Genomic DNA, 21486 nt, shown 5'->3' on the forward strand with positions numbered 1-21486 from the left:
AAGGTTTCCGGATGGCCCGATGGGGTCGGGCGTGTTTGGCCCGACCATACGATAGGGAGTTGGCAAGGGGAAGGATGGCGCCCCGCTCTTGCTGCATACACGGTCGTCGTTTGAAGCGTCGTTCCGCGGTACAACGACCTATGTTCATCGTTAGATCACGCGGTACGGGTCCCGGCGTTCGCCGGGACGACAGCGGAGTTTGTAGCTGCGACCGCAGGCTCACGCCTCCGCCAGCACCCTTGCATTGGCGCGGATCGAGGCCTCGCTGACGCGAATGCCGAGGCCGGGACCGTCGGGCACCACGACATGGCCGGCGCGGTTGGCGACGCGCTCCTCCAGCACGTCCTCGGTCAGCACATGATGGGGCATGTAGAATTCGCAGCCGAGCGAAATGCCCGGCGTTGCCGCGATCAGCTGCGTGCCGGCGGCTAGGCCAATGCCGCCTTCCCACAGCGTGCCGCCATAGCCGGGCAGGCCGGCGATGTCGGCGATGGCCATGATCGCCTGCGCCTCGAACAGGCCGCCGGCCTTCATCAGCTTGATCGAAACGGCGTCGGCCGCCTCGCGGCGCACCACTTCCATCATGTCGCGGCGGTCGAAGCAGCTTTCGTCGGCAAGCACGGGCGTTTCCAGCGCCGCGGTGAGCTGGGCCATCACGTCGAGATATTTGCGCGGCACCGGCTGCTCGATGAAGGTCGGCGCGAACTCTTCGACGTCGCGCAAAATCTTGATGGCGCCGAATGGCGCGAGAGCCTGGTTGTAGTCGACGCGCAGATCGACCTTGTCGCCGAACTCCTTTCGGATCGCTTCGAGATGATCGAGATCCTCACGATGCGGCTTCACGCCGGTCTTGACCTTGTAGATGACATTGCCGTCCGGAACCATCTTTCGCATGCGCTCGAGATCGGCGGCGAAATCCGGATCGGCGATGGAGAAGGAGAGGGGAATGGTGTCGCGCACGCGGCCGCCGAGGAGGTCGGCGACCGAGAGCCCCGACGATTTGCCGACGATGTCGAGCAGCGCCATCTCGATGGCGACCTTGGCTTCGGCATGGCCGACCAGCGCGCGGTCGAGCTCGGCCATCAGTGCGCGGATGCGGCGCACCGGCGTGCCGAGGACGATGGGACGCAAGTAGATATCGAGCGCGGCGAACGCGGCTTCCGGCGTTCCCGTGAACACTTCCCACGGCGCCGCCTCGCCCCAGCCGACCACGCCGTCGCTCGCGGTGAGCTCGATCAGCACGCGCTTCACCGTGCCCTTGACGTTGCCGACGCCCTGCAGGCGCGCCATCTTGATCGGGCTCTCGATCAGGAACAGCCTGAGACGTTCGACGGTTGCTTCGCTCATGTCAGGCCTCCATTGACGTGCCAGACCTGGCCGGTGACGTAGGATGCTTTTGGGGATGCCAGGAAGGCGATGATCTCGGCGACCTCTTCCGGTCGCCCGCGGCGGCGCATCGGGATCAGCGCTTCGGTCGCGGCGATCTGCTCGGGCGACAGCCGGCTCTCGCTCGGCTTGTCCTTGACGATGAGGCCGGGCGACACCGCGTTGACGGTGATGCCGTCGCTGGCGAGCTCGATCGCGGTCAGTCGCACCAAGGCTTCCAGCGCGGAACGGCTTGCGGCCGTTGCCGCGAACGGCGCGAATTCGGGCCGGATCGCGTGCGCAACGAAGGAGGACACGGCGACGATCCGTGCATCTTCCCCTGCGCGCAGCAGTGGGAGCGCCGCTTCGACCATTCGCGTGAAGGCCAGCGCTGACTCATCCATCGCCTGCCGGAATTGATCGGCCGGCGTGCCGATCGCGCTGCCGCGGCGGGCATGGCCGCCGACCAGGATCAATCCGTCGAGCCGGCCGAAGGCGGCTTTCGCAGCGGCGATGGCGTCGGTGGCCGCGCTCTCCTCGGCGAGATCGCCAAGGCAACTTGCCGCCACGGCGCCCTTCGCTTCAATGTCCGCCGCGGTGGCTTGAAGACCTTCTGCGTTCGATCGCGTCTGGAGCAGAAGCCCTACGCCCGGCGCGGCGAGCAGTTTGGCGGTGGCGCGGCCGATGCCGCTGGCGGCACCGGTGACGAGATAGACGCGGTTGATATCGGACATCACGATGCCGTTGTGGCTGGCGGCAGCGCGCCGGTGCGGTGGAAATGGCTGAGGAAAGCGCGGGTGGCGGCTTCCCTGGGATTGTCGATCACCTGCCGCGCGGGGCCTTCTTCGACCACGACGCCATCGCGCATGAAGATGAGGCGGTCGGCGACCTCGCGAGCAAAAGCGATCTCGTGGGTTACGATCACCATGGTCATGCCTTCGGAGGCCAGTTGCTGGATCACATTCAGCACCTCACCGACCAGTTCGGGATCGAGCGCCGAGGTCGCCTCGTCGAACAGCATCACGTCAGGCTCCATCGCGAGCGCGCGCGCAATCGCGACGCGCTGCTTCTGTCCGCCGGACAGCGTCGCCGGATATTGGTCGGCCTTCTCCGCAAGCCCCACCTTGGCGAGTTGCGTCCGCGCAAGCTTTTCGGCGTCGGCCTTGGCCATGCGCCGCACCGTGACCGGTCCCTCCATCACGTTCTCAAGCGTCGTCATGTGCGGGAACAGATTGAAATGCTGGAACACCATGCCGGTGGTGGCGCGGAATTTTGCCAGCGTCTTCACGTCGGGCGGCTTCGCACCGTCACCGAACGCAAAGTGGGTGTCGCCGACACGAACGCTGCCGCCATCGGGCACGACCAGCAGATTGATGCAGCGGAGCAGAGTCGACTTGCCCGAGCCTGATGGCCCGATCAGCGCGACGACACCGCCCTTGGCGACGCCGAGATTGATGTTCTTCAAGACCTCGTTGCTGCCGAAGCTCTTGCGCAGGCTCCGGATCTCGATCTTTTGCGTCTCGCTCATTCGCTGACCGCCAATCGCTTCTCGCCGCGGCGGACGAGGATGGTGAGCGGGATCAGGATCGCCGCATAGGCGACCGCGACCGCGGTGTAGGTCTCCAGAGGCCGGTAGCTGTCATGGGCGGCGACCTGGCTCTGATAGACGAGGTCAGGCACCGCCAGCACCGAGACCAGCGAGGTGTTCTTGAACTGGATGATCGACTGGTTCATCAGCGCCGGGATCATGCGCTTGATGGCCTGCGGCAGCACGATGCGCCGCATGGTCTGGATCGGCGTCATGCCCAGCGCGGCGCCGGCTTCGGACTGCCCGCGGTCGATCGAGATGATGCCGCCGCGGATGATTTCCGAATAGAACGAGCCGCCATAGAGCGAGAGCGCCAGCGCCGAGGCCGTGATCGGTGTCATCTCGACGCCGGCGAGGATCGGCAGCGCGTAATAGAACCAGATCAGCTGCACCAGGATCGGCGTGCAGCGAAACGCCTCGATGAAGGTGAGGGCGAGCAGGCGCAGCGCCTTGAAACGCGACAGGGTGCCGAACGCCCCAAACAGGCCGAACAGCAGCCCGCACACGACGATGACCACGGTGAAGCCGACGGTGACGCCAAGCCCGTTGAGAAAGAGCCAGCGATAGCTCCAGAGGATGCCGAAGTCCCACTGATACATGTGTGTCTTTACTCAGCCGGCGAAAAGCTTGGAACGGTGTCGCGTCGTTCTGGGTGCACCTCTCCCGCTTGCGGGGGAGGTCGACGCGCTCGGCAGCGCACTTGCGCGCCAGAGCGCGGCGGGTGGGGGCTCTCTCCTCTGGGGGAGTCTCTTTGTGGAGAGACCCCCACCCCACCCCACCCCACCCCACCCCAACCCTCCCCCGCAAGCGGGAGAGGGGGCAGAGCGGAGTGCGCGGAGATAGCCAGCCTAACCTTACCGGTTGTTACAGCGAAACGCCCGGCGGAATGTCCGCTTCGGTCACGCCCACTAGCTCCATGTTTGTGATGATCGCGTTGCGGATGAAGCCGAGGCCCTTGTTGAAGTCGATCCAGGTGTTGACGTAGTCGCGCCAGGTCTTGTCGGTCTCGCGGCGGAAGCCGGCATTCGACGTCGTCGCGAAGATCGGCGTCGGCAACACGAGCTGGCCGAGCGAGGGGTTCTTCTTCAGCACGGTCAAGGACAGCATGGTGATCAGGCACTGCGCGTCGACGCGGCCGGTCTGCAGCGCGGCGGTGGCATCGTCCGCGGTCTTCAGCCGCGTGATCTGCGCCTTCGGTGTCAGGCGGCTGACGACCTGATCGTGCGAGGAGCCCTGGTCGACCGCGATCTTGATGTCGGGCGAGTTCAGCTCGGCCCAGCTCTTCGGCTTGAAGTCCTTCTTGCAGAGGATGGCGAAGGCGTTGTTGAACACCGGCACCGAGAAGTCGACGACCAGCGCGCGCTTCGGGGTCGGGTTGAGGCCGAAGAAGATGTCGATCTTGTTGGCCTGTAGATCGAGCACCGAATTGCCCCAGGTGGTCTCGGTGATCTCGAGCTCGGCCTCCATGTCGTCGGCGAGCCCCTTGGCGATGTCGATGTAGAAGCCCTTCCACTGACCGCTGGAGAGATCCTTCATGTAATAGGGCGCGCCGCCGCCGACCGCGCCGATCCGCATCTTCTTGGTCCGGCGGATCCGGGCGAAGGTCGATTCGTTCGGATCGGCGGTCTGGGCCACGGCGGGCGAAGCCAGCGCGGCCGCGGTCATCGCGCCAAGTCCGACAATCGATGCAACATCACGACGTGTAACCATTGGGATCAATCGCTTTTCTGGTTGGGGCAGGTTCCGGCAGGTTCATACCAAGGTCGCACTTTCAGTGAAAGCACAGCCTATCGGCTGGGCAGATCGGCAATTGCCCGGATGCTGGGCAGGCGTCGTCGATCAAGGGCGATCGCCGCTTGCTTTCCGCCCCTTTTGGCCCCAAATAGGGACCGGGAGATTGGCGGTGGACGAGCCACTCGCCAACCGGGTCAGGTCCGGAAGGAAGCAGCCCTAACGAGGTCCGGATCGGGTCGCTCGTCAGTCTCCTACCTGTTTTTCGAGCGAACCAGCGCCGGCGGCACCGGCCGCCAGCGCGCTCCTTTCCGCAAAAGCCGGCCAAGAGACATTTCATTGCGGATCGACCGATGACCGACGCTGGCGCCCCTCCCAACCCCGACAGCGCCGGCTCGGGCAACGCGCCCTACCGGGTGCTGGCGCGCAAATACCGTCCCTCCAGTTTCGACGATCTGATCGGCCAGGAAGCGGTGGTCCGCACCGTCTCCAATGCGTTTGAGACCGGGCGAATTCCGCAGGCCTGGATCCTCACCGGCGTCCGCGGCGTCGGCAAGACCACCACTGCGCGCATCCTGGCCCGTGCACTCAACTACGAGATGCCGGATGGTTCGGTGAAGGGCCCGACCATCCACATGCCGACCCTGGGCGTGCATTGCCAGGCGATCATGGAAAGCCGGCACATGGACGTGCTGGAGATGGACGCGGCCTCGCACACAGGCGTTGACGACGTCCGCCAGATCAATGACAGCGTGCGCTACGCGCCGGCCAGCGCGCGCTACAAGGTCTACATCATCGACGAAGTCCACATGCTGTCGACGGCGGCGTTCAACGCCTTCCTGAAGACGCTGGAGGAACCGCCGGAGCACGCCAAATTCGTGTTCGCGACGACCGAGATCCGCAAGGTTCCCGTCACCGTGCTGTCGCGCTGCCAGCGTTTCGACCTGCGCCGCGTCGAGGCCGACGTGCTGATGAAGCACCTCGCCAATATCGCCGCGAAGGAAAGCGTCGAGATCGAGCCGGAGGCGCTCGGCATCATCGCGCGCGCCGCCGAAGGCTCGGTGCGTGATTCGCTGTCGCTGCTCGATCAAGCCATTGCCCATGCGGCAGGCACGGTGAAGGCCGACGCGGTCAGGCAGATGCTGGGGCTCGCCGACCGCACCCGCGTCATCGACCTCTTCAATTCGCTGGCGCGCGGCGATATCGCCGCCGCCTTCAAGGAGTTCCGCGACCAGTACGACGTCGGCGCCGATCCCATCGTCGTGCTCTCGGACCTTGCCGAATTCGTCAATTTCGTCACCCGCGTGAAGGTCATTCCGGCGATTGCCGACAACGTCGCCTATGGCGAGACCGAGCGGGTTCGCGCCAAGGAGTTCGCCTCGAAAATCTCGATGCGCGTGCTGTCGCGGATGTGGCAGATGCTGCTCAAGGGCATCACCGAGGTGCAGGCCGCAACGCGCCCGGCTGCGGCCGCCGAGATGGTGTTGGTGCGCATCGCCTATGTCGCCGACCTGCCGACGCCGGACGAAGCGATCAGGATGCTGGAGCAGAACGGCGGCGGCTCGCCGGCCGCGAGCGGCGGCGGCGCTGCACGCAGCGTACCGGCCGCGCCGACGGCCTCCGCAGCGCCTGTTCGCATGCCGACCTCGTCGCCTTCATTTGGCGGTGGTGGTGCGCGGCCGCAGATGGCCGCACCTGCGCCGGATCCGCAAGGCGCGGCGCCGGCGTTGCGCATCACGAGCTTCACCCAGCTCGTCGCGCTGGCCGGGCAGAAGCGCGACATCATGACCAAGAGCGCGCTCGAAGGCGACATGCGCCTCGTCCGTTTCGAGGAGGGCCGGCTGGAGGTCGCGCTCGAGCCGAACGCCTCCAAGACCATGATCTCCGAGCTCGCGAGGAAATTCGAGCTGTGGACCGGCCGCCGCTGGACAGTGATTGTCTCCAACGAGCAGGGCCAGCCGACGCTGCGCTCGGTGAACCAGGCGGCGAAGCAGGAGCATGCCCGTACCGCGGAGGCCGATCCGCGCGTGCGGGAGGTGCTGTCGCGATTCCCCGGTGCCAAGGTTGTCGAGGTCCGCAGGCTTGCCCCCGAGACGCCGGAAGCCAATATAAACGCTGACTATGGCAGTGACGATCCGCCCGACGGTTCCGACGGCGACGATCTCTGAGCCCATCTTTTTCCAAGGACGAGCACCGATGGCTGATTTTCTCGGCATGATGAAGCAGGCGGCGCAGCTGCAATCCAAGATGCAGGAGATGCAGGAGCAGCTGGGCAATGTGGAAGTCGAGGGCATCTCCGGCGGCGGCCTCGTCGCCGTGCGCATGACCGCGAAGATGGACGTGAAGGGCATCAAGATCGACCCCTCGCTGATGAAGCCGGAAGAGCGCGAAGTGCTCGAAGATCTGCTCGTCACCGCGCTCAGTGATGCCCGCCGCAAGGCGGAGACCGCGATGCAGGAGAAGATGCAGTCGCTGACCGGCGGTCTCGGCCTGCCGCCGGGGTTGTTCGGCCAGTAAGATGGGCGCGGTTGCAGGTCCCGAAATCGAGCGGCTGGTGCAGCTTCTCGCGCGACTGCCGGGCCTCGGTCCGCGCTCGGCGCGGCGCGCGGCGCTGCATCTGATCAAGAAGCGCGAAGCGCTGATGATGCCGCTGGCCTCGGCCATGCAGGTCGCGCTCGACAAGGTCCAGGTCTGCAAGACCTGCGGCAACATCGATACGCAAAATCCCTGCACCGTCTGCACCGATCCCAAGCGCGATGACGCCATCATCGTCGTCGTCGCCGACGTCGCCGATCTCTGGGCGCTGGAGCGCGCCAATGCGACCCAGGGTCGCTATCATGTGCTGGGCGCGACATTGTCGCCGCTCGACGGCGTCGGCCCGCAGGATCTGACCATCGACGCGCTGGTCGCGCGCGCACATGATTCTCGGGTGCATGAAATCATCCTGGCGCTGAATGCGACGGTAGACGGCCAGACCACGGCGCACTACATCACCGACCTGCTTCAGGACGCCAACGTAAAAGTAACCCGGCTGGCCCATGGTGTGCCTGTCGGTGGCGAGCTTGATTATCTCGATGAAGGTACGCTATCGGCCGCGATGCGGCAGCGTACCCTGTTCTAGCCATCCAGACTTTACGGAACGGACGACATGACGAAACTTTTCGCCACACGCTTGGCTTTGGTCGCGACGATGATGCTGCTGGCGAGCCCGGCCATCTCCGCGCAGCAGGACGACGGGGCGCCGCCGCCGTCCAAGCCCGGCAAGCCGATCAACGCCGGCGAGGTGTTGTCCGGCGAGTTGAACGCCTTGAAAGTGCGCGACGTCAAGAATGCCGGCAAGCGGGTTGCGACCTACCAGATCACGTCCGAGCCGCGCCGCCTGCCGCCGCCGAACGGATTGTGCAATCTCGAGACCGGGCCCGAGACCTTCCAGCTCGTTCCGAGCGGCGATGCGCAAGCGGCGCAGCTGAAGACGTTCGTCGGCAAGGAAATCTCGGTCAAGGTCGACGAAGTCGCCTGCGCCAGCGACCCCGGCCAAATGAGCGAAGCCGTGATCACGAAGTGGAGCCTGATCAAGAAGCAGTAGGGGCGGCGAGGCGAGATGCCGTAGGGTGGGCAAAGCGAAGCGTGCCCACCACCTCTTTCGAATTCCTGGCGCGATGGTGGGCACGGCGCGTCGCGCCCTTGCCCACCCTACGAGACCTTCAAACTACGAGACCATCACACCCTGACTGGCCCCAGCGCCTCAAAATGCCCGCGCTTCTGCAACCAGGCGAGCAGCAGCAGGCTCGGGATCGCCACCAGCACGCAGATCACGAAGAACAGCGGCCAGCCCGTCGTCTCCGCGACATAGCCCGCACTCGACGACAGATAGGTCCGCCCCACCGCCGCGAGCGCGGTGAGCAGCGCATATTGCGTCGCCGTGTGCAGCGGGTTCTGGCAGAGCGCCGACAGGTAGGCCACGAAGATCACGGTGCCGATCGCGCTGGTGAAGTTCTCGGCGCAGATCGCGAGCGCCAGCGCCCATTGATTGGTGCCGACCATTGCGAGCCAGGCAAAGGACAAATTGGCCAGCGCCTGCACCACGCCGCCGATCCAGAGGCTGGTCGCGAGCGAATAACGCCGCGCGACGAAGCCGCCGGCAAACCCGCCGATCAGGGTGGCGGCGAGGCCGACGCCCTTCACGATCGCCGCATAATCGTTGCGGGTGAAGCCGAGGTCGATCACGAACGGCGCCGTCATCGTGCCCGAGAAGGCATCGGTGAACTTGAACAGCACGACGAAGGCGAGCGCGGCGAGTGCGTCCTTGCGCGACAGGAATTCGGAGAACGCGCCGATCGCCGCGCTCAACACACGCGCAAATGCGGTCTCGGTTTGTGTCGCAGCTTCCGCCTGTGCGGATTGCGCCGGCTCGGTCGCGGCCAACGCGGTGATCGTGCCGATCAGCACCATCGCGGCCATCACCACATAGCCCCACATCCAGGCAGACGTGCGGGCTATGCCGGTGCCTTCGAAGCCCGAGACGATGAACAGCGCGCCCGCGGTCGAGACCAGCATTCCGATGCGGTAGGCCGCAACGTAAGCCGCCATGCCGGCGGCCTGCTCGCTCTCCGGCAGGCTCTCGACGCGGAAGGCGTCGACCACGATGTCCTGCGTCGACGACGTCGTCGCCACCAGCAGCGCGCCCAGCGCGACGTAGAACGGCGAGCTGGCCGGGTCGGTCATCGCCAGCAGCAGGATCGCGACGATCAGCAGTAGTTGCGAAAACACCAGCCAGCCGCGCCGCCGCCCGAACGCCCGGGTGAACAGCGGCACGTGCAGCGCATCCACCAGCGGCGCCCACAAGAATTTCAGCGTGTAGGGCGTGCCGACCAGCGCGAACAGCCCGATCGTCTTCAGGTCAACCCCAGCCTCGCGCATCCACACCAGCAGCGTCGAGCCCGACAACGCCAGCGGCAGGCCGGAGGAGAAGCCGAGAAACAGCACGATCAGCACCCGCGGCTGCAGGTAAACGGCAAGGCTGTCGCGCCAGGAGGCGGCGGGAGCGGAGGTCGCGGCGGGGGAGGTCGCGTCGGGAGCGGTCATGGGACGGTGTTAGCAGATTCTGGGGGCCACAAGTGAGGTGTCGTCGCCCGGCTCGACCGGGCGACCCAGTATTCCAGAGGCCGGAGTTATGGAGGACCTGCAATCTCCGGATAGAGATCGTTCCAGTCCGGATTGTCCTTCTCGATCAGCGCGATCTTCCAATCACGCTTCCACTTCTTCAGGCGCTTTTCCCGCTTGATCGCATTCTCGGGGTCATCGAACTGCTCGAAGTAGACCAGCCTCACGACGCCGTAGTCTTTCGTGAAGCTCTCGATGAGCTTCAGCTTGTGTTGTGCGACCCGGCGGATGAGGTCGTTGGTGATGCCAATGTAGAGTGTTCCGCCAATCTTGCTGGCGAGAATGTACACGTAGTAGCAGCGAGGGCTCATCTGCCGTCTCTGGGATACTGGGTCGCCCGGTCAAGCCGGGCGACGACAGTGAAATTGGGCCGGCAGCGTACCTGATCTCAGAAGAGAATCACTCCCCCGCCTGGAGCTTCCGCGGGAACAGCTCACTTGCGCCCGTCGCCACCAGCCGCGGCCCTTCCGCATCGCTCTTGCTGAAATCGAGCTCCTCAATCCTTCCGGCACGCTTCTCGATCTTGTCGGCGGAGATCAGGATCTGGCGGACGTCCTCGTTCGCATCGGAAAAGTGTTTCTGCAATTTGACCACGCGGTCGCGAAGACGGCCCAGATCGTCGCCGAGCTTGATCACTTCAGTCTGAATCTGGTCGGCGGCATCGCGCATGCGCGCGTCCTTCATGATCTGCTGCATCACCTGGATCGCGAGCATCAAGAGCGAGGGCGACACCAGCACGACGCGGGCGCGATAGGCCTTCTGGATCACGTCGTCGAAACCGTCATGGATCTCGGCGTAGACCGATTCCGACGGCACGAACATCAGCGCCATCTCCTGGGTCTCGCCGGTGACGAGATATTTTTCCGCGATGTCGCTGACATGCTTCATCACGTCGCCGCGCAGCCGCTGCGTGGCGACGCGCCGCTCCTCGTCGGTGCGGGCGTCGTGCAGCGCCGTCATCGCCTCCAGCGGAAATTTCGCGTCGATGCAGAGCGGGCGCTGGTCGGGCAGGAACACGACGCAGTCCGGCCGCTTTCCCGTCGAGAGCGTGAACTGGAACTCGTAGGCGCCCTTTGGAAGACCGTCCTGGACGATCGCCTCCATCCGCGCCTGGCCGAAGGCGCCGCGCGACTGCTTGTTGGCGAGCACGTCGCGCAGGGTCGTGACCTGGGTGGTGAGATCGGTGAGGTTCTTGTGGGCGCTGTCGATGATGCCGAGCCGCTCGTGCAGTGCGCGCAGGCTCTCCATGGTGTTGCGGGTCGAATGTTCCATCGACTGGCCGACGCGATGGGTCACCGAATCCAGCCGCTCGTTGACCGCGCGCGCCATCTCGGCCTGGCGTCCCGCCAGCGCCTGGGTCATGGCGTCGACCCGCCCTGAGGATTCGCTCTGGGCGCGCAGCACCTCGCTGAGGCGCTCCTCGAGCTCGTCGGCCCGGATCGCATGCGCCATCGCGAGTTCCGCGCCGCGTCGGCCCGAGCGGGCGATCACGACGGCGATGACCACCAGGAGGATGAGGACGAGGGCGCCGAAGCCGATCAGCGCATCGATCGTGCGCACCGGCCAGTCGCCCAACATGAAAATGATCTCATTCATGCCGCCCTTCTAGCCGATTCGCTGGCTCCCGCGAACGAAGAGGGAACGTTGACGGTTAATGGTCCCCTAATTTTCATGGTTAATGAAAAGCGAAGTTTTATGGTTAGCGGAGAGTTAACGGGGTTCCCGGCCGCATTGACCGCACCCGGCGCGGGGCTTAAATCGCGGCCATGGCCCTCAGAGAAATCATCATCCTGCCCGACAGGCAGCTGCGTCTGGTCTCCAAGCCGATCGAGAAGGTCACCTCGGAGATCCGCAAGCTTGCCGACGACATGTTCGAGACCATGTACGACGCGCCCGGCATTGGCCTCGCCGCGATCCAGATCGCGCAGCCGCTGCGGCTGATCACCATGGACCTCGCCAAGCGCGACGAGAACGGCGAGACCACGCCGCTTCCGCGCGTCTTCATCAACCCCGAGATCATCGCCTCGTCCGAGGAACTCTCGGTCTACGAGGAAGGCTGCCTCTCGATCCCCGAATACTACGAGGAGGTCGAGCGCCCTGCGAAGGTGCGCGTCCGCTTCACCGATCTCGACGGCAAGGTGCACGAGGAGGACGCAGAAGGCCTCTATGCCACCTGCATCCAGCACGAGATCGACCACCTCAACGGCGTCCTGTTCGTCGACTATCTGTCGAAGCTCAAGCGCGACCGCGTCATGAAGAAGTTCGAGAAAGCCGCCAAGCGCGCGGAGTGAGTTTTGGTGCTGCCCGCATTCCCCTGCGCTCCCTCCCCCCTTGTGGGGGAGGGCGGGGGAGAGGGGTAGCCCAGGCGGAAGTCTATCCGTCATCTGAATCGAGTGCGTGCCGCGAACGCTCGTGCCGAAAGAGCGCGTCGTGTGGCACCCCTCTCCCTAGCCCTCCCCCACAAGGGGGAGGGAACGCATCGAGTCCTTGTCATGCCCCTCCGCCTGATCTTCATGGGCACGCCCGATTTCTCCGTGCCGACGCTGCTCGAGCTGGTCGCGCACGGCCATGAGATCGTCGCCGTCTATACCCGCGCGCCGAAGCCCGGCGGGCGGCGCGGGCTGCAATTGCAGCCGACGCCGGTCGAGGAGGCCGCGCGAAAGCTCGGCATTCCCGTGCTGACGCCGAAGACGCTGAAGACCCAGGAAGCGCTCGACGAGTTCAGCGCGTTCGATGCCGATGCCGCCGTGGTCGTCGCCTACGGCATGATCCTGCCGCAGGCGATCCTCGATGCGCCAAAACTCGGCTGCTACAATCTGCACGCCTCGCTGCTGCCGCGCTGGCGCGGCGCAGCGCCGATCAACCGTGCGATCATGGCTGATGATGCCGAGAGCGGCGTGATGGTGATGAGGATGGATGTCGGCCTCGACACCGGCGATGTCGCCATGGCCGAGCGCCTCGCCATCACCGACAACATGACTGCACTCGATTTACACGATCGTCTCTCCCGCCTCGGCGCCGATCTCATGGTGCGCGCGATGGCCGCACTCGCCCGCGATGGGCTCCAGCTCAAGAAGCAGAGCGAGGACGGCGTCACCTACGCCGCCAAGATCGACAAGGCCGAGGCGCGAATCGACTGGACGGGGCCGGCGCGCGCCGTGCTGCGCCACATCCACGGCCTGTCGCCGTTTCCCGGCGCATGGGCCGAGCTTGGCGGCGTCAGCGAGAATGCGCGCGTCAAGATCCTGCGGTGTGAATTGGTAAAGGGGTCGGGCGCGCCGGGCGAAGTGCTCGATGACAAGCTCACCATCGCCTGCGGCGAGGGCGCCATCCGCATCATCGAGCTCCAGCGCGAGGGCAAGGGCCGGATGCAGGCCGCGGACTTCCTGCGCGGCGTGCCGTTGAAGGCGGGAGCGAGGTTCAACTAATCAGCGATGCCCCGCTACAAGCTCACCATCGAATATGACGGCGCGCCGTTTTTCGGCTGGCAGGTGCAGGACACGCTGCCCTCGGTGCAGGGCGCGCTGGAGGCGGCCGTGAAGGCGATGACCGGCGCGGATTTGCGCGTGCATGGCGCCGGCCGCACCGATGCCGGCGTGCACGCGCGCGGCCAGGTCGCGCATGTCGACATCGACAAGCAGTTTCCGCCGGGCCGGTTTCGCGACGGGCTCAACGCGCATCTGCGCCCGCATCCGATCGCGGTGCTGGAGGCGGAGATCGTGCCTGACACCTTCGAAGCGCGCTTCTCGGCGGTGAAGCGCCACTACCGCTACCGCATCGTCAACACCCGCGCCAATCTCGCGCTCGACATCGGCCACGCGTGGCGCGTGCCGCGCCGGCTCGATGCCGATGCGATGCATGCGGCGGCACAGCGCCTGCTCGGCAAGCACGATTTCACCACGTTCCGCGACACCGAGTGCCAGGCCAAGTCGCCGGAGAAGACGCTCGACCAGCTCGACGTGCTGCGTGACGGCCGCGACATCACCATTGTCACCTCGGCGCGCTCGTTCCTGCACAGCCAGGTGCGCTCGATGGTGGGCTCGCTGGTCTGGGTCGGCGAGGGCCGCTGGACCGCTGACGATCTCTCCGCAGCGCTGGAGGCGCGCAACCGCGCCGCCTGCGGCATCGTCGCCCCGCCGGATGGGCTGTATCTGATGAAGGTGGATTATTAGAGGTGTGAGAGCGCAAAGGCTGCGCGCTCTCTCCACACCCTCGCTGTCATGCCCCGGCTTGACCGGGGCATCCAGTACGCCGCGGCCTTTCGGTTCGATCACTATCGTCTCTGGAATACTGGATCGCCCGGTCCTAGTGCGCAATTGCGCACTGGCCGGGCGATGACAGCGGAGTATTAAGCAAAATACCGCGTCAAAATCCCGCGATAGACCTGCGTCAGCTTCTCCAGATCCTTAACCGGCACCCGCTCATCGACCTGATGCATGGTCTGGCCGACCAGCCCGAACTCGATCACCGGGCAATAGCTCGAGATGAAGCGCGCGTCCGACGTGCCGCCTGACGTCGACAGCTCGGGCTTCCGCCCCGTCACCTCCTCGATCGCGGACACCGCGAGATCGGTGAACGGGCCGGGCTTGGTGACGAACACGTTGGAGTTCGAGGGCTCCCAGACAATGCGGGCCTTGATGCGGTTGCCGCAGGCCTTTGTCAGCCGCGTCTCGACCAGCTCGCGCAAAGAGGCCTGGGTGTGGTTGTCGTTGTAGCGGATATTGAACTTGGCGCGAGCCTCGCCGGGGATGACGTTGTTAGCTTTGTTCCCGACGTCGACCGAGGTGAACTCGAGATTGGAGGCCTGGAATTGTGCGCTGCCATGGTCGAGCGGCTCGCCGGAGATCGCCACGATCAGCCTGGCGATGTCAGGCACCGGATTGGAGGCGCGGTGCGGATAGGCGACATGGCCCTGCACGCCATCCACATACAGCGTGCCGGATTGCGAGCCGCGGCGGCCGACCTTGATGGTGTCGCCGAGCGTCTCGACATTGGAGGGCTCGCCCAGCACGCAATGGTCGAATTTTTCGCCGCGCTCGGCCGTCCATTTCAACAGCTTGATGGTGCCGTTGATGGAGACGTCTTCCTCGTCGCCCGTAATCAGGAACGAGATCGAGCCCTTTCCGTCGCTGCGCGGCTGGCCGCCGTTGGCGGCGAGATGCTCCAGCACCGCGGCCACCGAGCAGGCGATACCGCCCTTCATGTCGACCGCGCCGCGGCCGTGCAGGACGCCGTCCCTTACCTCACCGGAGAACGCGCCGACGCTCCAGGCGCTCTCGTCACCTGCTGGTACCACGTCGGTGTGGCCGGCAAAGGTGATGTGCGGGCCTTCAGTGCCGATCCGCGCATAGAGATTGTCGACGTCGGCAGTGCCTTCCTCGCTGAAGGTCACGCGGTGGCAAGTGAAGCCGGCGGCGGTGAGGGCTTTTTCGAGCACCCCGAGCGCACCGGCATCTTCAGGGGTTACCGAGGGGCAGCGGATCAGATCGCGGGCAATGGACAGAGCATCGGTCATGCGCCCCGCTTAACATGCATGCCGCCGGGTGGGCTAGCGCGGGGCGGGACAATTTCGATCTCGCGGCTCTGGTCCCAGCTTTTCGCAGGGGGAGCGGCGGATGCGGAGCCATCGTCGAAGTCGGCGAGCGGATCGGGGCCGAACCGGTTGTGGCCCGCAGTGCCGGGCACGATGAACAGCTCGATGATTCCCCACAGCCACAGAGCGGACGCGGCGAGGCTGAAGGGAAGCACCCAACTGGCGTCGGGCAGCAGGTCCGAGAACTGGCTGAACAGCCCGGGCACGAAGAAGAACAGAACGATCCACCAGCCGCTCCTGTCGCGATCGTGCAGCCGCTTGATGGCCGTCGCCAGGAAAATCCATAAGAACAGCGAAAGGCCGGACGACTTCAGGATCAGATCCGTGCGGTCAAAGGAGGCCAGCGACCGATAGGTCCGGGGATCGACCAGCTTGAAGAGGTCGTCGAGCCCGAAGTCGAAATCGAGCTTGATGGATAGCTTCAACGATCCGTCGGCATTGAGGAGGTGGATCTCCTGACCGATCACGCCGAGCAAGCCCGCCAGCAGCGCGACGATCAGCAGCGCCTGCCACAGCAGGGCGCGGTTGATGCGACCGTCGAAGCGGAACAGATACCAGGTCCAGTCCATGCGAACGGCTCCGGGCGGGAGGAGCCGCCCGAAGATTGGTCGCGATGGAAGAAGGGTGGGTTCGATAGGGCTCTAAGACCCGTCATCCCCGCGCAACGGCGAAGCCGTTGTCGCTGGAGGTGCGAAGCATGGGACGCGACGCGTCCCATGGTGAGCCTCGAAGGATGAACGGCCCGCGATGTCGCCGCCAGCCGGGCCGTCGCCCTTCGAGGGCCGCTGAAGGAGCGGCCACCTCAGGGTGACGGGGATGGGTCTGGGATCGTCGCTCTAACTCAATCCCGCAGCAGCTCGTTGATGCTGGTCTTGGAGCGCGTGCGCTCGTCGACGCGCTTGACGATGACGGCGCATGCGGTGCTCGGGCCAATCTGGCCGTTCTTCATCGGCTTGCCGGGCAGCGCGCCGGGCACCACCACCGAATATTCGGGCACTTCGCCGATGAAGACCTCGCCGGTCTCGCGGTCCACGATCTTGGTCGAGGCGCCCAGGAACACGCCCATCGCCAGCACCGCGCCCTTGCGCACGATCACGCCCTCGGCGACCTCGGAGCGCGCGCCGATGAAGCAATCGTCCTCGATGATCACGGGCTCGGCCTGGAGAGGCTCGAGCACGCCGCCGATGCCGGCGCCGCCGGAGATGTGCACGCGCTTGCCGATCTGGGCGCAGGAGCCGACCGTGGCCCAGGTGTCGACCATGGTGCTCTCATCGACATGGGCGCCGAGATTGACGAAGGACGGCATCAGCACGACGTTCTTGGCGATGAAGGCCGAGCGGCGGACGACGGCGCCAGGCACCGCACGAAAACCGGCGTCGCGAAAGCGGTTCGGGCCCCAACCTTCGAACTTCGAGGGCACCTTGTCCCACCAACTCGCCTGGCCGGGGCCGCCGGGAATGACGTCCATGTCGTTGAGGCGGAACGACAGCAGCACCGCCTTCTTCAGCCATTGATTGACCTTCCACTTGCCGTCGGCCCCGCGCTCGGCAACGCGTGCCTCACCCCTGTCCAGGGTCTCCAGCGCCTGGTCCACGGCTTCGCGCACCTCACCCTTGGTCGACGTCGAGATGCCGTCACGCGCGTCGAAGGCACTGTTGATGGTGGATTCGAGGGCTGCAAGAGACATCGGGATTTCCTCTGGGGGAAGGCGTGGTTTCGTGTGAATTGGAGCGCTTTTTCGGGATTTGGCGGGGGAGAGTCAAGGCATACTCCGCTGTCGTCCCGGGGCGCGAAGCGAGCCCGGGACGACAGTGGCTATTTGGGCGACAACCCCGCCAAAAACCCCGTCAGATCATCCGTGACGTGGTCGACATGGGCAGCATCCCGGCCTTCCAGTTCCCAGTCCTCCCGCACCACCTCCTTCGTTCCGTCCGGCACCACCAGCACGGTGGTCATGCCGAGCTGGTGCGGGACGGTGAGGTTGCGGGCGAGGTCCTCGAACATGGCGGCGCGGGTCGGATCGACCGCGTGGTCGGCGAGGAATTTCTGATAGGTCTGCGCCGCCGGCTTCGGCTCGAACTGGGCGGCGATGATGTCGAACACGCCGTCGAAATGCGTTGCCAGGCCGAGACGCGCCAGCACGGCATCGACATGGTCGACCGAGCCATTGGTCAGGATCAGCTTGCGCCCCGTTAATTTTGCGATGGCCTCGCCGAGCGCAGGGTTCGGCTCCAGTGGCGAATGGTCGATCTTGTGGACGTAGGCGAGATAGTCGTCGGCGGACACGCCATGCAGGGTCATCATGCCGCGCATCGTGGTGCCGAAACGTAGGTAATAATCCTTCTGCAGTTTTCGCGCTTCCGTCGGCGTCACCTGCAGCCAGCTCGACACGAACTCGGTGATCCGCACATCGACCTGCTGCCACAGATTGACGTGATGCGGATACAGCGTGTTGTCGAGGTCGAATACCCAGGTGTCGACATGGGCAAAGGTGCGGGGTTGGTTCATATCAACATTCTCAGCTCGTCGTCCCGGACAAGCGAAGCGCGATCCGGGACCCATCACCACAGGGAGTGGTTTGGCGAAGATTCGGGGTGACCAGCTTCGCGCCACAACCACTCCCTGTGGTTATGGGTCCCTGCATTCGCAGGGACGACAGCGGAGTTTGTGGCGCCGCCACCATCACAGCAACACCATCACGGCACCGCAAAGCGGAGCGTCTTGCCGCCGCTCGACATGTCCACCGCGCCAAATCCCGTCGCCCCGAAACCGCGCGCGCCGCAATCGGTCTGCTCAACGGTCTCGAACTTGGTCTCGCGTGTGCAGAGCTGCCTGTCGCCGCCCCAGTTCAGTGGCCGGTCCTTCAGCTTGACGGCGCGGTTGTCGGCGTCAACGGCCTCCGCGAAGCTGAAGATCTGCTTCGGCTGGCCGGTCACGTCAGGATGCAGGCACGTCTTGGGATCGATGCGATACCAGCCGCGGCTGGTCACGGACTTGCCGTCGTCGGTCGCGATCGCCGCCATCACCTTGTGCGGCGTATCGTTGCACCAGGTGAGGCCGGTCGCGGACGGCGTCTGCACCGCATCGACCATGGTCTTGAAGAAGTTTTGCGAGCCCACGATGTCCGAGGACAATCCGCGGCTCTTCAGGAACGCGGCCAGGGCTGCCTGCGTCTTCGGCCCGTCGACGCCGTCGATCGGCGCGGCGTCGTAGCCCGCGATGACCAAAAGCCGCTGGATGCCGGCGAGGCGGGCCTGCTCGTCGTCATATTCGGAATCCTCGGCGAGATAGGCAATGAGGTTGCCGTCCGCGCTTTGCGTCGGGGTGACTTGCGTAAACGCGGCCTGGGTCTGGCCGCTGCGGCATTGCCGGGCCGCAGCAATGACGAAATTGTCCTGCGCGACACAGAGCATGTCGCTGCCGTTCTGCGGAATCGGCGAGGCGCCATAGACACCGAGCGCGCGGGCATTGAGCAGGATGCGGTCGGCGGTCAGCGTGCCCTGCACGACCACGCGGCAGGTGGCGGGATCGACCCTGAACCAGCCGCGCGTCGCGGTCGCCGCCTTGTCGTCGATGCCGATCGCTGCCTCGACGACGTAGGACATGCGGTTGCAGATCTTCAGATCGGCGAAGGCCGGCACCGAGGAGAACAGGAACGAGACGGCCGCCGCCGGCAACGCCATCAGGAAGCGGGTCACGGGCGAGCGGCGATTTCTCCGCTCTCTCCGCTCGTCATGGCCGGGCTTGTCCCGGCCATCCACGTTCTTGGCGCGGATCGAAAGATCGTGGATGGCCGGAACAAGCCCGGCCATGACGGTTTTCTTTGTCCGCTCGTCTCTCACTTGTGGATCAGTGTTCCCGTGCCCTGGTTGGTGAAGAGCTCGAGCAGCACGGCGTGCTGCATCTTGCCGTCGATGATGACGACGCCCTCGACGCCCTGCTCGAGCGCATAGATGCAGGTCTCGACCTTCGGGATCATGCCGCCGGAAATGGTGCCGTCGGCGATCAGCTTGCGGGCATCCTTCACCGACAATTGCGGGATCAGCTTCTTCGACTTGTCGAGCACGCCGGGCACGTCGGTGAGCAGCAACAGCCGCTTGGCCTTCAGCGCGCCGGCAACCGCACCGGCAAAAGTGTCGGCGTTGATGTTCAGCGTCTGGCCTTCCTTCGAGGTTGCGAGCGGCGCCAGCACCGGGATCAGCTCGTAGCCGATCAGCTGGTTGAGCAGCGTGAGGTCGACCTTCTCGGGGTCGCCGACGAAGCCGAGATCGATTGCCTTCTCGATGTTCGAACCAGGATCGATGATGGTGCGCGTCGTCTTCGACGCCTTCACCATGTTGCCGTCCTTGCCGGACAGCCCCACGGCCTTGCCGCCGGCCTCGTTGATGTAGCCGACGATCTGCTTGTTGACGGAGCCGGCGAGCACCATCTCGACGATCTCGATGGTCGCCGCATCGGTGATGCGCAGGCCGGCGGCGAATTCCGAGACGATGCCGAGGCGCTTGAGCATGGTCGCGATCTGCGGCCCGCCGCCATGCACCACCACCGGATTGATCGCGGTCTGCTCCAGCAGCACGATGTCGCGGGCAAAATTCTTCGCGGTCTCCTCGTCGCCCATGGCATGGCCGCCATATTTGATGACGATGGTTTCCTCGTCATACTGCTGCATATGCGGCAGCGCTTCCGACAGGATGCGGGCCTGGTCGAGCGGGGAGATGTCGGTCATGTCGCGGATCTCGCTGGCGGGACTGGAGCGGCCTGCGTTCTATCCGATTGGCGGGCGTGGCGCAAAGTGGTCTTACCCTCCCCTGGAGGGGGAGGGTCGATCGCGCGTAGCGCGAGCGGGGTGGGGTGATCTCTCCACACGGGCATTACTTCTATGGAGAGACTGTCACCTCACCCCGCTACGCATTTCGCTTCGCTGCATGCCTAGCGACCCTCCCCCTCCAGGGGAGGGTAAGAAGGCGTATCACTTCCTCGCCGCCACCGCCGCCGCACTCACCGCCAGCCAGCCCAAAATCATCACCGTCCCGCCCGTCGGCGCCGCCATCGGAAACAGCGAGTGTCCGGCAAATTGCCGCAAGGTGAGGTCGCCCGCGAACAGCATGGCGCCGATCACGAAGCCGAATGCGCCGATCAGGCCAATTCCGCCGTGCAGAAGGCCGCGCGCGAGCAAGGCGACAGCTGCAAGTATGGCAGTTGCATGAAACAGCAGCATCGCGCTGGCCGAGGCCAGCCGGCTCGCATCGCCGCCATGCGCCGAGGCGGCGGCCAGCGCGACGCCGGCGGCGCCCATCAAGCCGGCAAGCCCGATCAGCAGGCGCTGCGCCACCATCACGAGGCCCGCTCTTCCAGCAGCTTGGCCATCGCGGCGCGCAAGCTCTCCATGCCGGTCGAGCTGCGTGACGAGGTCGCGAGCACGTTCGGGAACGCGGCCGGATGCTTGGCCAGCGCCGCCTTGGTCTCGGCGATGCGCGATTGCAGCTCGGAGGCCTTCACCTGGTCGGCCTTGGTCAGCACGATCTGGTAGCTGACCGCCGAGCGGTCGAGCGTCTTGAGGACCTCGAGGTCGACCTCCTTGAGGCCATGCCGCGCGTCGATCAGCACGTAGACGCGCGCAAGCGATGCGCGTCCCAGCAGGAATTTGTGGATCAGCTCGGTCCAGGACGCGACCTGGCTCTTGGGCGCTTTGGCATAGCCGTAGCCGGGCATGTCGACCAGGCGCAGGTCGGTCTTGCCGGGGACCTCGAAGAAGATCAGCTCCTGGGTGCGTCCCGGCGTATGCGAGGTGCGCGCCAGCGCGTTGCGCCCTGTCAGCGCGTTGATCAGGCTCGACTTGCCGACATTGGAGCGCCCGGCAAAGGCGACCTCAAGCCCCGCCATCGGCGGCAGCGTCTGGATCGAGGGCGAGGCCCAGATGAACTGCCAGTCGCGCGCGAACAGCTTCCGCCCGGCCTCGATCAGCTTCGCATCTTTGTCGTCGGTCATGCGAAGCTCTTTGCTTCCTGTCATTCCGGGGCGATGCGAAGCATCGAGCTCTGGTGCG

At 65.3% G+C, this 21486-nt stretch carries 23 protein-coding genes and 1 other RNA gene; 8 read left to right on the top strand and 16 right to left on the bottom strand.

Annotation, left to right across the window (positions count from 1 at the left end; genetic code table 11):
- Positions 1–219: 219 nt before the first annotated feature.
- The 5 genes from BM190_RS03030 to BM190_RS03050 form a co-directional block, all read right to left on the bottom strand.
- Positions 220–1347 carry a muconate cycloisomerase family protein gene (locus tag BM190_RS03030; protein ID WP_092251767.1) on the bottom strand — a complete coding sequence of 376 codons (1128 nt, stop codon included), beginning with the start codon at positions 1345–1347 and terminating at the stop codon, positions 220–222.
- On the bottom strand, positions 1344–2099 hold the full coding sequence (locus tag BM190_RS03035) for an SDR family NAD(P)-dependent oxidoreductase (RefSeq protein WP_092251769.1): 756 nt from the start codon (positions 2097–2099) through the stop codon (positions 1344–1346). The genes BM190_RS03030 and BM190_RS03035 overlap by 4 nt, the downstream gene beginning before the upstream one ends.
- Positions 2099–2893 carry an amino acid ABC transporter ATP-binding protein gene (locus tag BM190_RS03040; protein WP_092251771.1) on the bottom strand — a complete coding sequence of 265 codons (795 nt, stop codon included), beginning with the start codon at positions 2891–2893 and terminating at the stop codon, positions 2099–2101. Before BM190_RS03040 ends, BM190_RS03035 begins: the two co-directional genes overlap by 1 nt.
- A complete protein-coding gene (locus BM190_RS03045; protein WP_028140846.1) occupies positions 2890–3552 on the bottom strand; it encodes an amino acid ABC transporter permease in 663 nt (220 codons plus the stop codon). Before BM190_RS03045 ends, BM190_RS03040 begins: the two co-directional genes overlap by 4 nt.
- Positions 3553–3817: 265 nt before the next feature.
- Positions 3818–4663, bottom strand: a complete 846-nt coding sequence (locus BM190_RS03050) for a transporter substrate-binding domain-containing protein (RefSeq protein WP_028140845.1) — start codon at positions 4661–4663, stop codon at positions 3818–3820.
- 182 nt (positions 4664–4845) lie between these two features.
- On the opposite strand from BM190_RS03050, the gene ffs reads away from it, so the two are divergent.
- From ffs to BM190_RS03075, 5 genes are all read left to right on the top strand, one after another.
- Positions 4846–4942, top strand: an RNA gene (gene ffs, locus BM190_RS03055) — signal recognition particle sRNA small type.
- A 95-nt stretch (positions 4943–5037) separates the two neighbouring features.
- Positions 5038–6852, top strand: coding sequence for a DNA polymerase III subunit gamma/tau (locus tag BM190_RS03060; protein ID WP_092251773.1), 1815 nt, complete (start codon positions 5038–5040; stop codon positions 6850–6852).
- Between the two features lie 28 nt (positions 6853–6880).
- Positions 6881–7201 (top strand): YbaB/EbfC family nucleoid-associated protein, encoded by a 321-nt coding sequence (locus BM190_RS03065; RefSeq protein WP_018320789.1) that lies wholly within the window; start codon positions 6881–6883, stop codon positions 7199–7201.
- 1 nt (position 7202) lies between these two features.
- Entirely contained in the window at positions 7203–7805 is a 603-nt protein-coding gene (gene recR, locus BM190_RS03070) for a recombination mediator RecR (protein ID WP_018320788.1), read from the top strand.
- A 27-nt stretch (positions 7806–7832) separates the two neighbouring features.
- Positions 7833–8270 (top strand): hypothetical protein, encoded by a 438-nt coding sequence (locus BM190_RS03075; RefSeq protein WP_018320787.1) that lies wholly within the window; start codon positions 7833–7835, stop codon positions 8268–8270.
- 134 nt (positions 8271–8404) lie between these two features.
- Here the strand turns inward: BM190_RS03075 and BM190_RS03080 are convergent, their stop codons facing one another.
- The 3 genes from BM190_RS03080 to BM190_RS03090 form a co-directional block, all read right to left on the bottom strand.
- On the bottom strand, positions 8405–9769 hold the full coding sequence (locus BM190_RS03080) for an AmpG family muropeptide MFS transporter (protein ID WP_018320786.1): 1365 nt from the start codon (positions 9767–9769) through the stop codon (positions 8405–8407).
- Between the two features lie 86 nt (positions 9770–9855).
- Positions 9856–10158, bottom strand: coding sequence for a GIY-YIG nuclease family protein (locus tag BM190_RS03085; RefSeq protein ID WP_018320785.1), 303 nt, complete (start codon positions 10156–10158; stop codon positions 9856–9858).
- 88 nt (positions 10159–10246) lie between these two features.
- Positions 10247–11443, bottom strand: a complete 1197-nt coding sequence (locus BM190_RS03090) for a DNA recombination protein RmuC (RefSeq protein WP_092251775.1) — start codon at positions 11441–11443, stop codon at positions 10247–10249.
- A gap of 170 nt (positions 11444–11613) precedes the next feature.
- On the opposite strand from BM190_RS03090, the gene def reads away from it, so the two are divergent.
- From def to truA, 3 genes are all read left to right on the top strand, one after another.
- Positions 11614–12138, top strand: a complete 525-nt coding sequence (def, locus tag BM190_RS03095) for a peptide deformylase (RefSeq protein ID WP_092251777.1) — start codon at positions 11614–11616, stop codon at positions 12136–12138.
- A gap of 201 nt (positions 12139–12339) precedes the next feature.
- Complete coding sequence (gene fmt, locus BM190_RS03100) at positions 12340–13275, top strand: methionyl-tRNA formyltransferase (protein ID WP_092251779.1); 936 nt, start codon at positions 12340–12342, stop codon at positions 13273–13275.
- Positions 13276–13281: 6 nt separating this feature from the next.
- Positions 13282–14019: a tRNA pseudouridine(38-40) synthase TruA gene (truA, locus tag BM190_RS03105; RefSeq protein WP_092251780.1), complete on the top strand. Its 738-nt coding sequence runs from the start codon at positions 13282–13284 to the stop codon at positions 14017–14019.
- A 176-nt stretch (positions 14020–14195) separates the two neighbouring features.
- Here the strand turns inward: truA and dapE are convergent, their stop codons facing one another.
- The 8 genes from dapE to yihA all read right to left on the bottom strand — a co-directional run bounded on the left by dapE (position 14196) and on the right by yihA (position 21428).
- Positions 14196–15362: a succinyl-diaminopimelate desuccinylase gene (dapE, locus tag BM190_RS03110; protein ID WP_092251782.1), complete on the bottom strand. Its 1167-nt coding sequence runs from the start codon at positions 15360–15362 to the stop codon at positions 14196–14198.
- On the bottom strand, positions 15359–16009 hold the full coding sequence (locus BM190_RS03115; protein ID WP_092251783.1) for a DUF805 domain-containing protein: 651 nt from the start codon (positions 16007–16009) through the stop codon (positions 15359–15361). The genes dapE and BM190_RS03115 overlap by 4 nt, the downstream gene beginning before the upstream one ends.
- A 272-nt stretch (positions 16010–16281) precedes the next feature.
- Complete coding sequence (gene dapD / locus BM190_RS03120; protein WP_092251785.1) at positions 16282–17127, bottom strand: 2,3,4,5-tetrahydropyridine-2,6-dicarboxylate N-succinyltransferase; 846 nt, start codon at positions 17125–17127, stop codon at positions 16282–16284.
- Positions 17128–17255: 128 nt separating this feature from the next.
- The gene (locus BM190_RS03125; RefSeq protein ID WP_092251787.1) at positions 17256–17948 is read right to left on the bottom strand and encodes a pyrimidine 5'-nucleotidase; all 693 of its coding nucleotides are present in this window, start codon (positions 17946–17948) and stop codon (positions 17256–17258) included.
- A 188-nt stretch (positions 17949–18136) separates the two neighbouring features.
- A complete protein-coding gene (locus BM190_RS03130) occupies positions 18137–19123 on the bottom strand; it encodes a DUF1036 domain-containing protein (protein WP_092251993.1) in 987 nt (328 codons plus the stop codon).
- A 155-nt stretch (positions 19124–19278) separates the two neighbouring features.
- A complete protein-coding gene (gene argB, locus BM190_RS03135; RefSeq protein WP_018320775.1) occupies positions 19279–20166 on the bottom strand; it encodes an acetylglutamate kinase in 888 nt (295 codons plus the stop codon).
- Between the two features lie 243 nt (positions 20167–20409).
- Positions 20410–20775 carry a DUF423 domain-containing protein gene (locus BM190_RS03140; protein ID WP_177236889.1) on the bottom strand — a complete coding sequence of 122 codons (366 nt, stop codon included), beginning with the start codon at positions 20773–20775 and terminating at the stop codon, positions 20410–20412.
- A complete protein-coding gene (gene yihA, locus BM190_RS03145) occupies positions 20775–21428 on the bottom strand; it encodes a ribosome biogenesis GTP-binding protein YihA/YsxC (RefSeq protein ID WP_092251791.1) in 654 nt (217 codons plus the stop codon). Before yihA ends, BM190_RS03140 begins: the two co-directional genes overlap by 1 nt.
- Between the last annotated feature and the right edge of the window lie 58 nt (positions 21429–21486).

The sequence above is a fragment of the Bradyrhizobium sp. Rc3b genome (assembly GCF_900114915.1).
GTDB lineage: Bacteria > Pseudomonadota > Alphaproteobacteria > Rhizobiales > Xanthobacteraceae > Bradyrhizobium.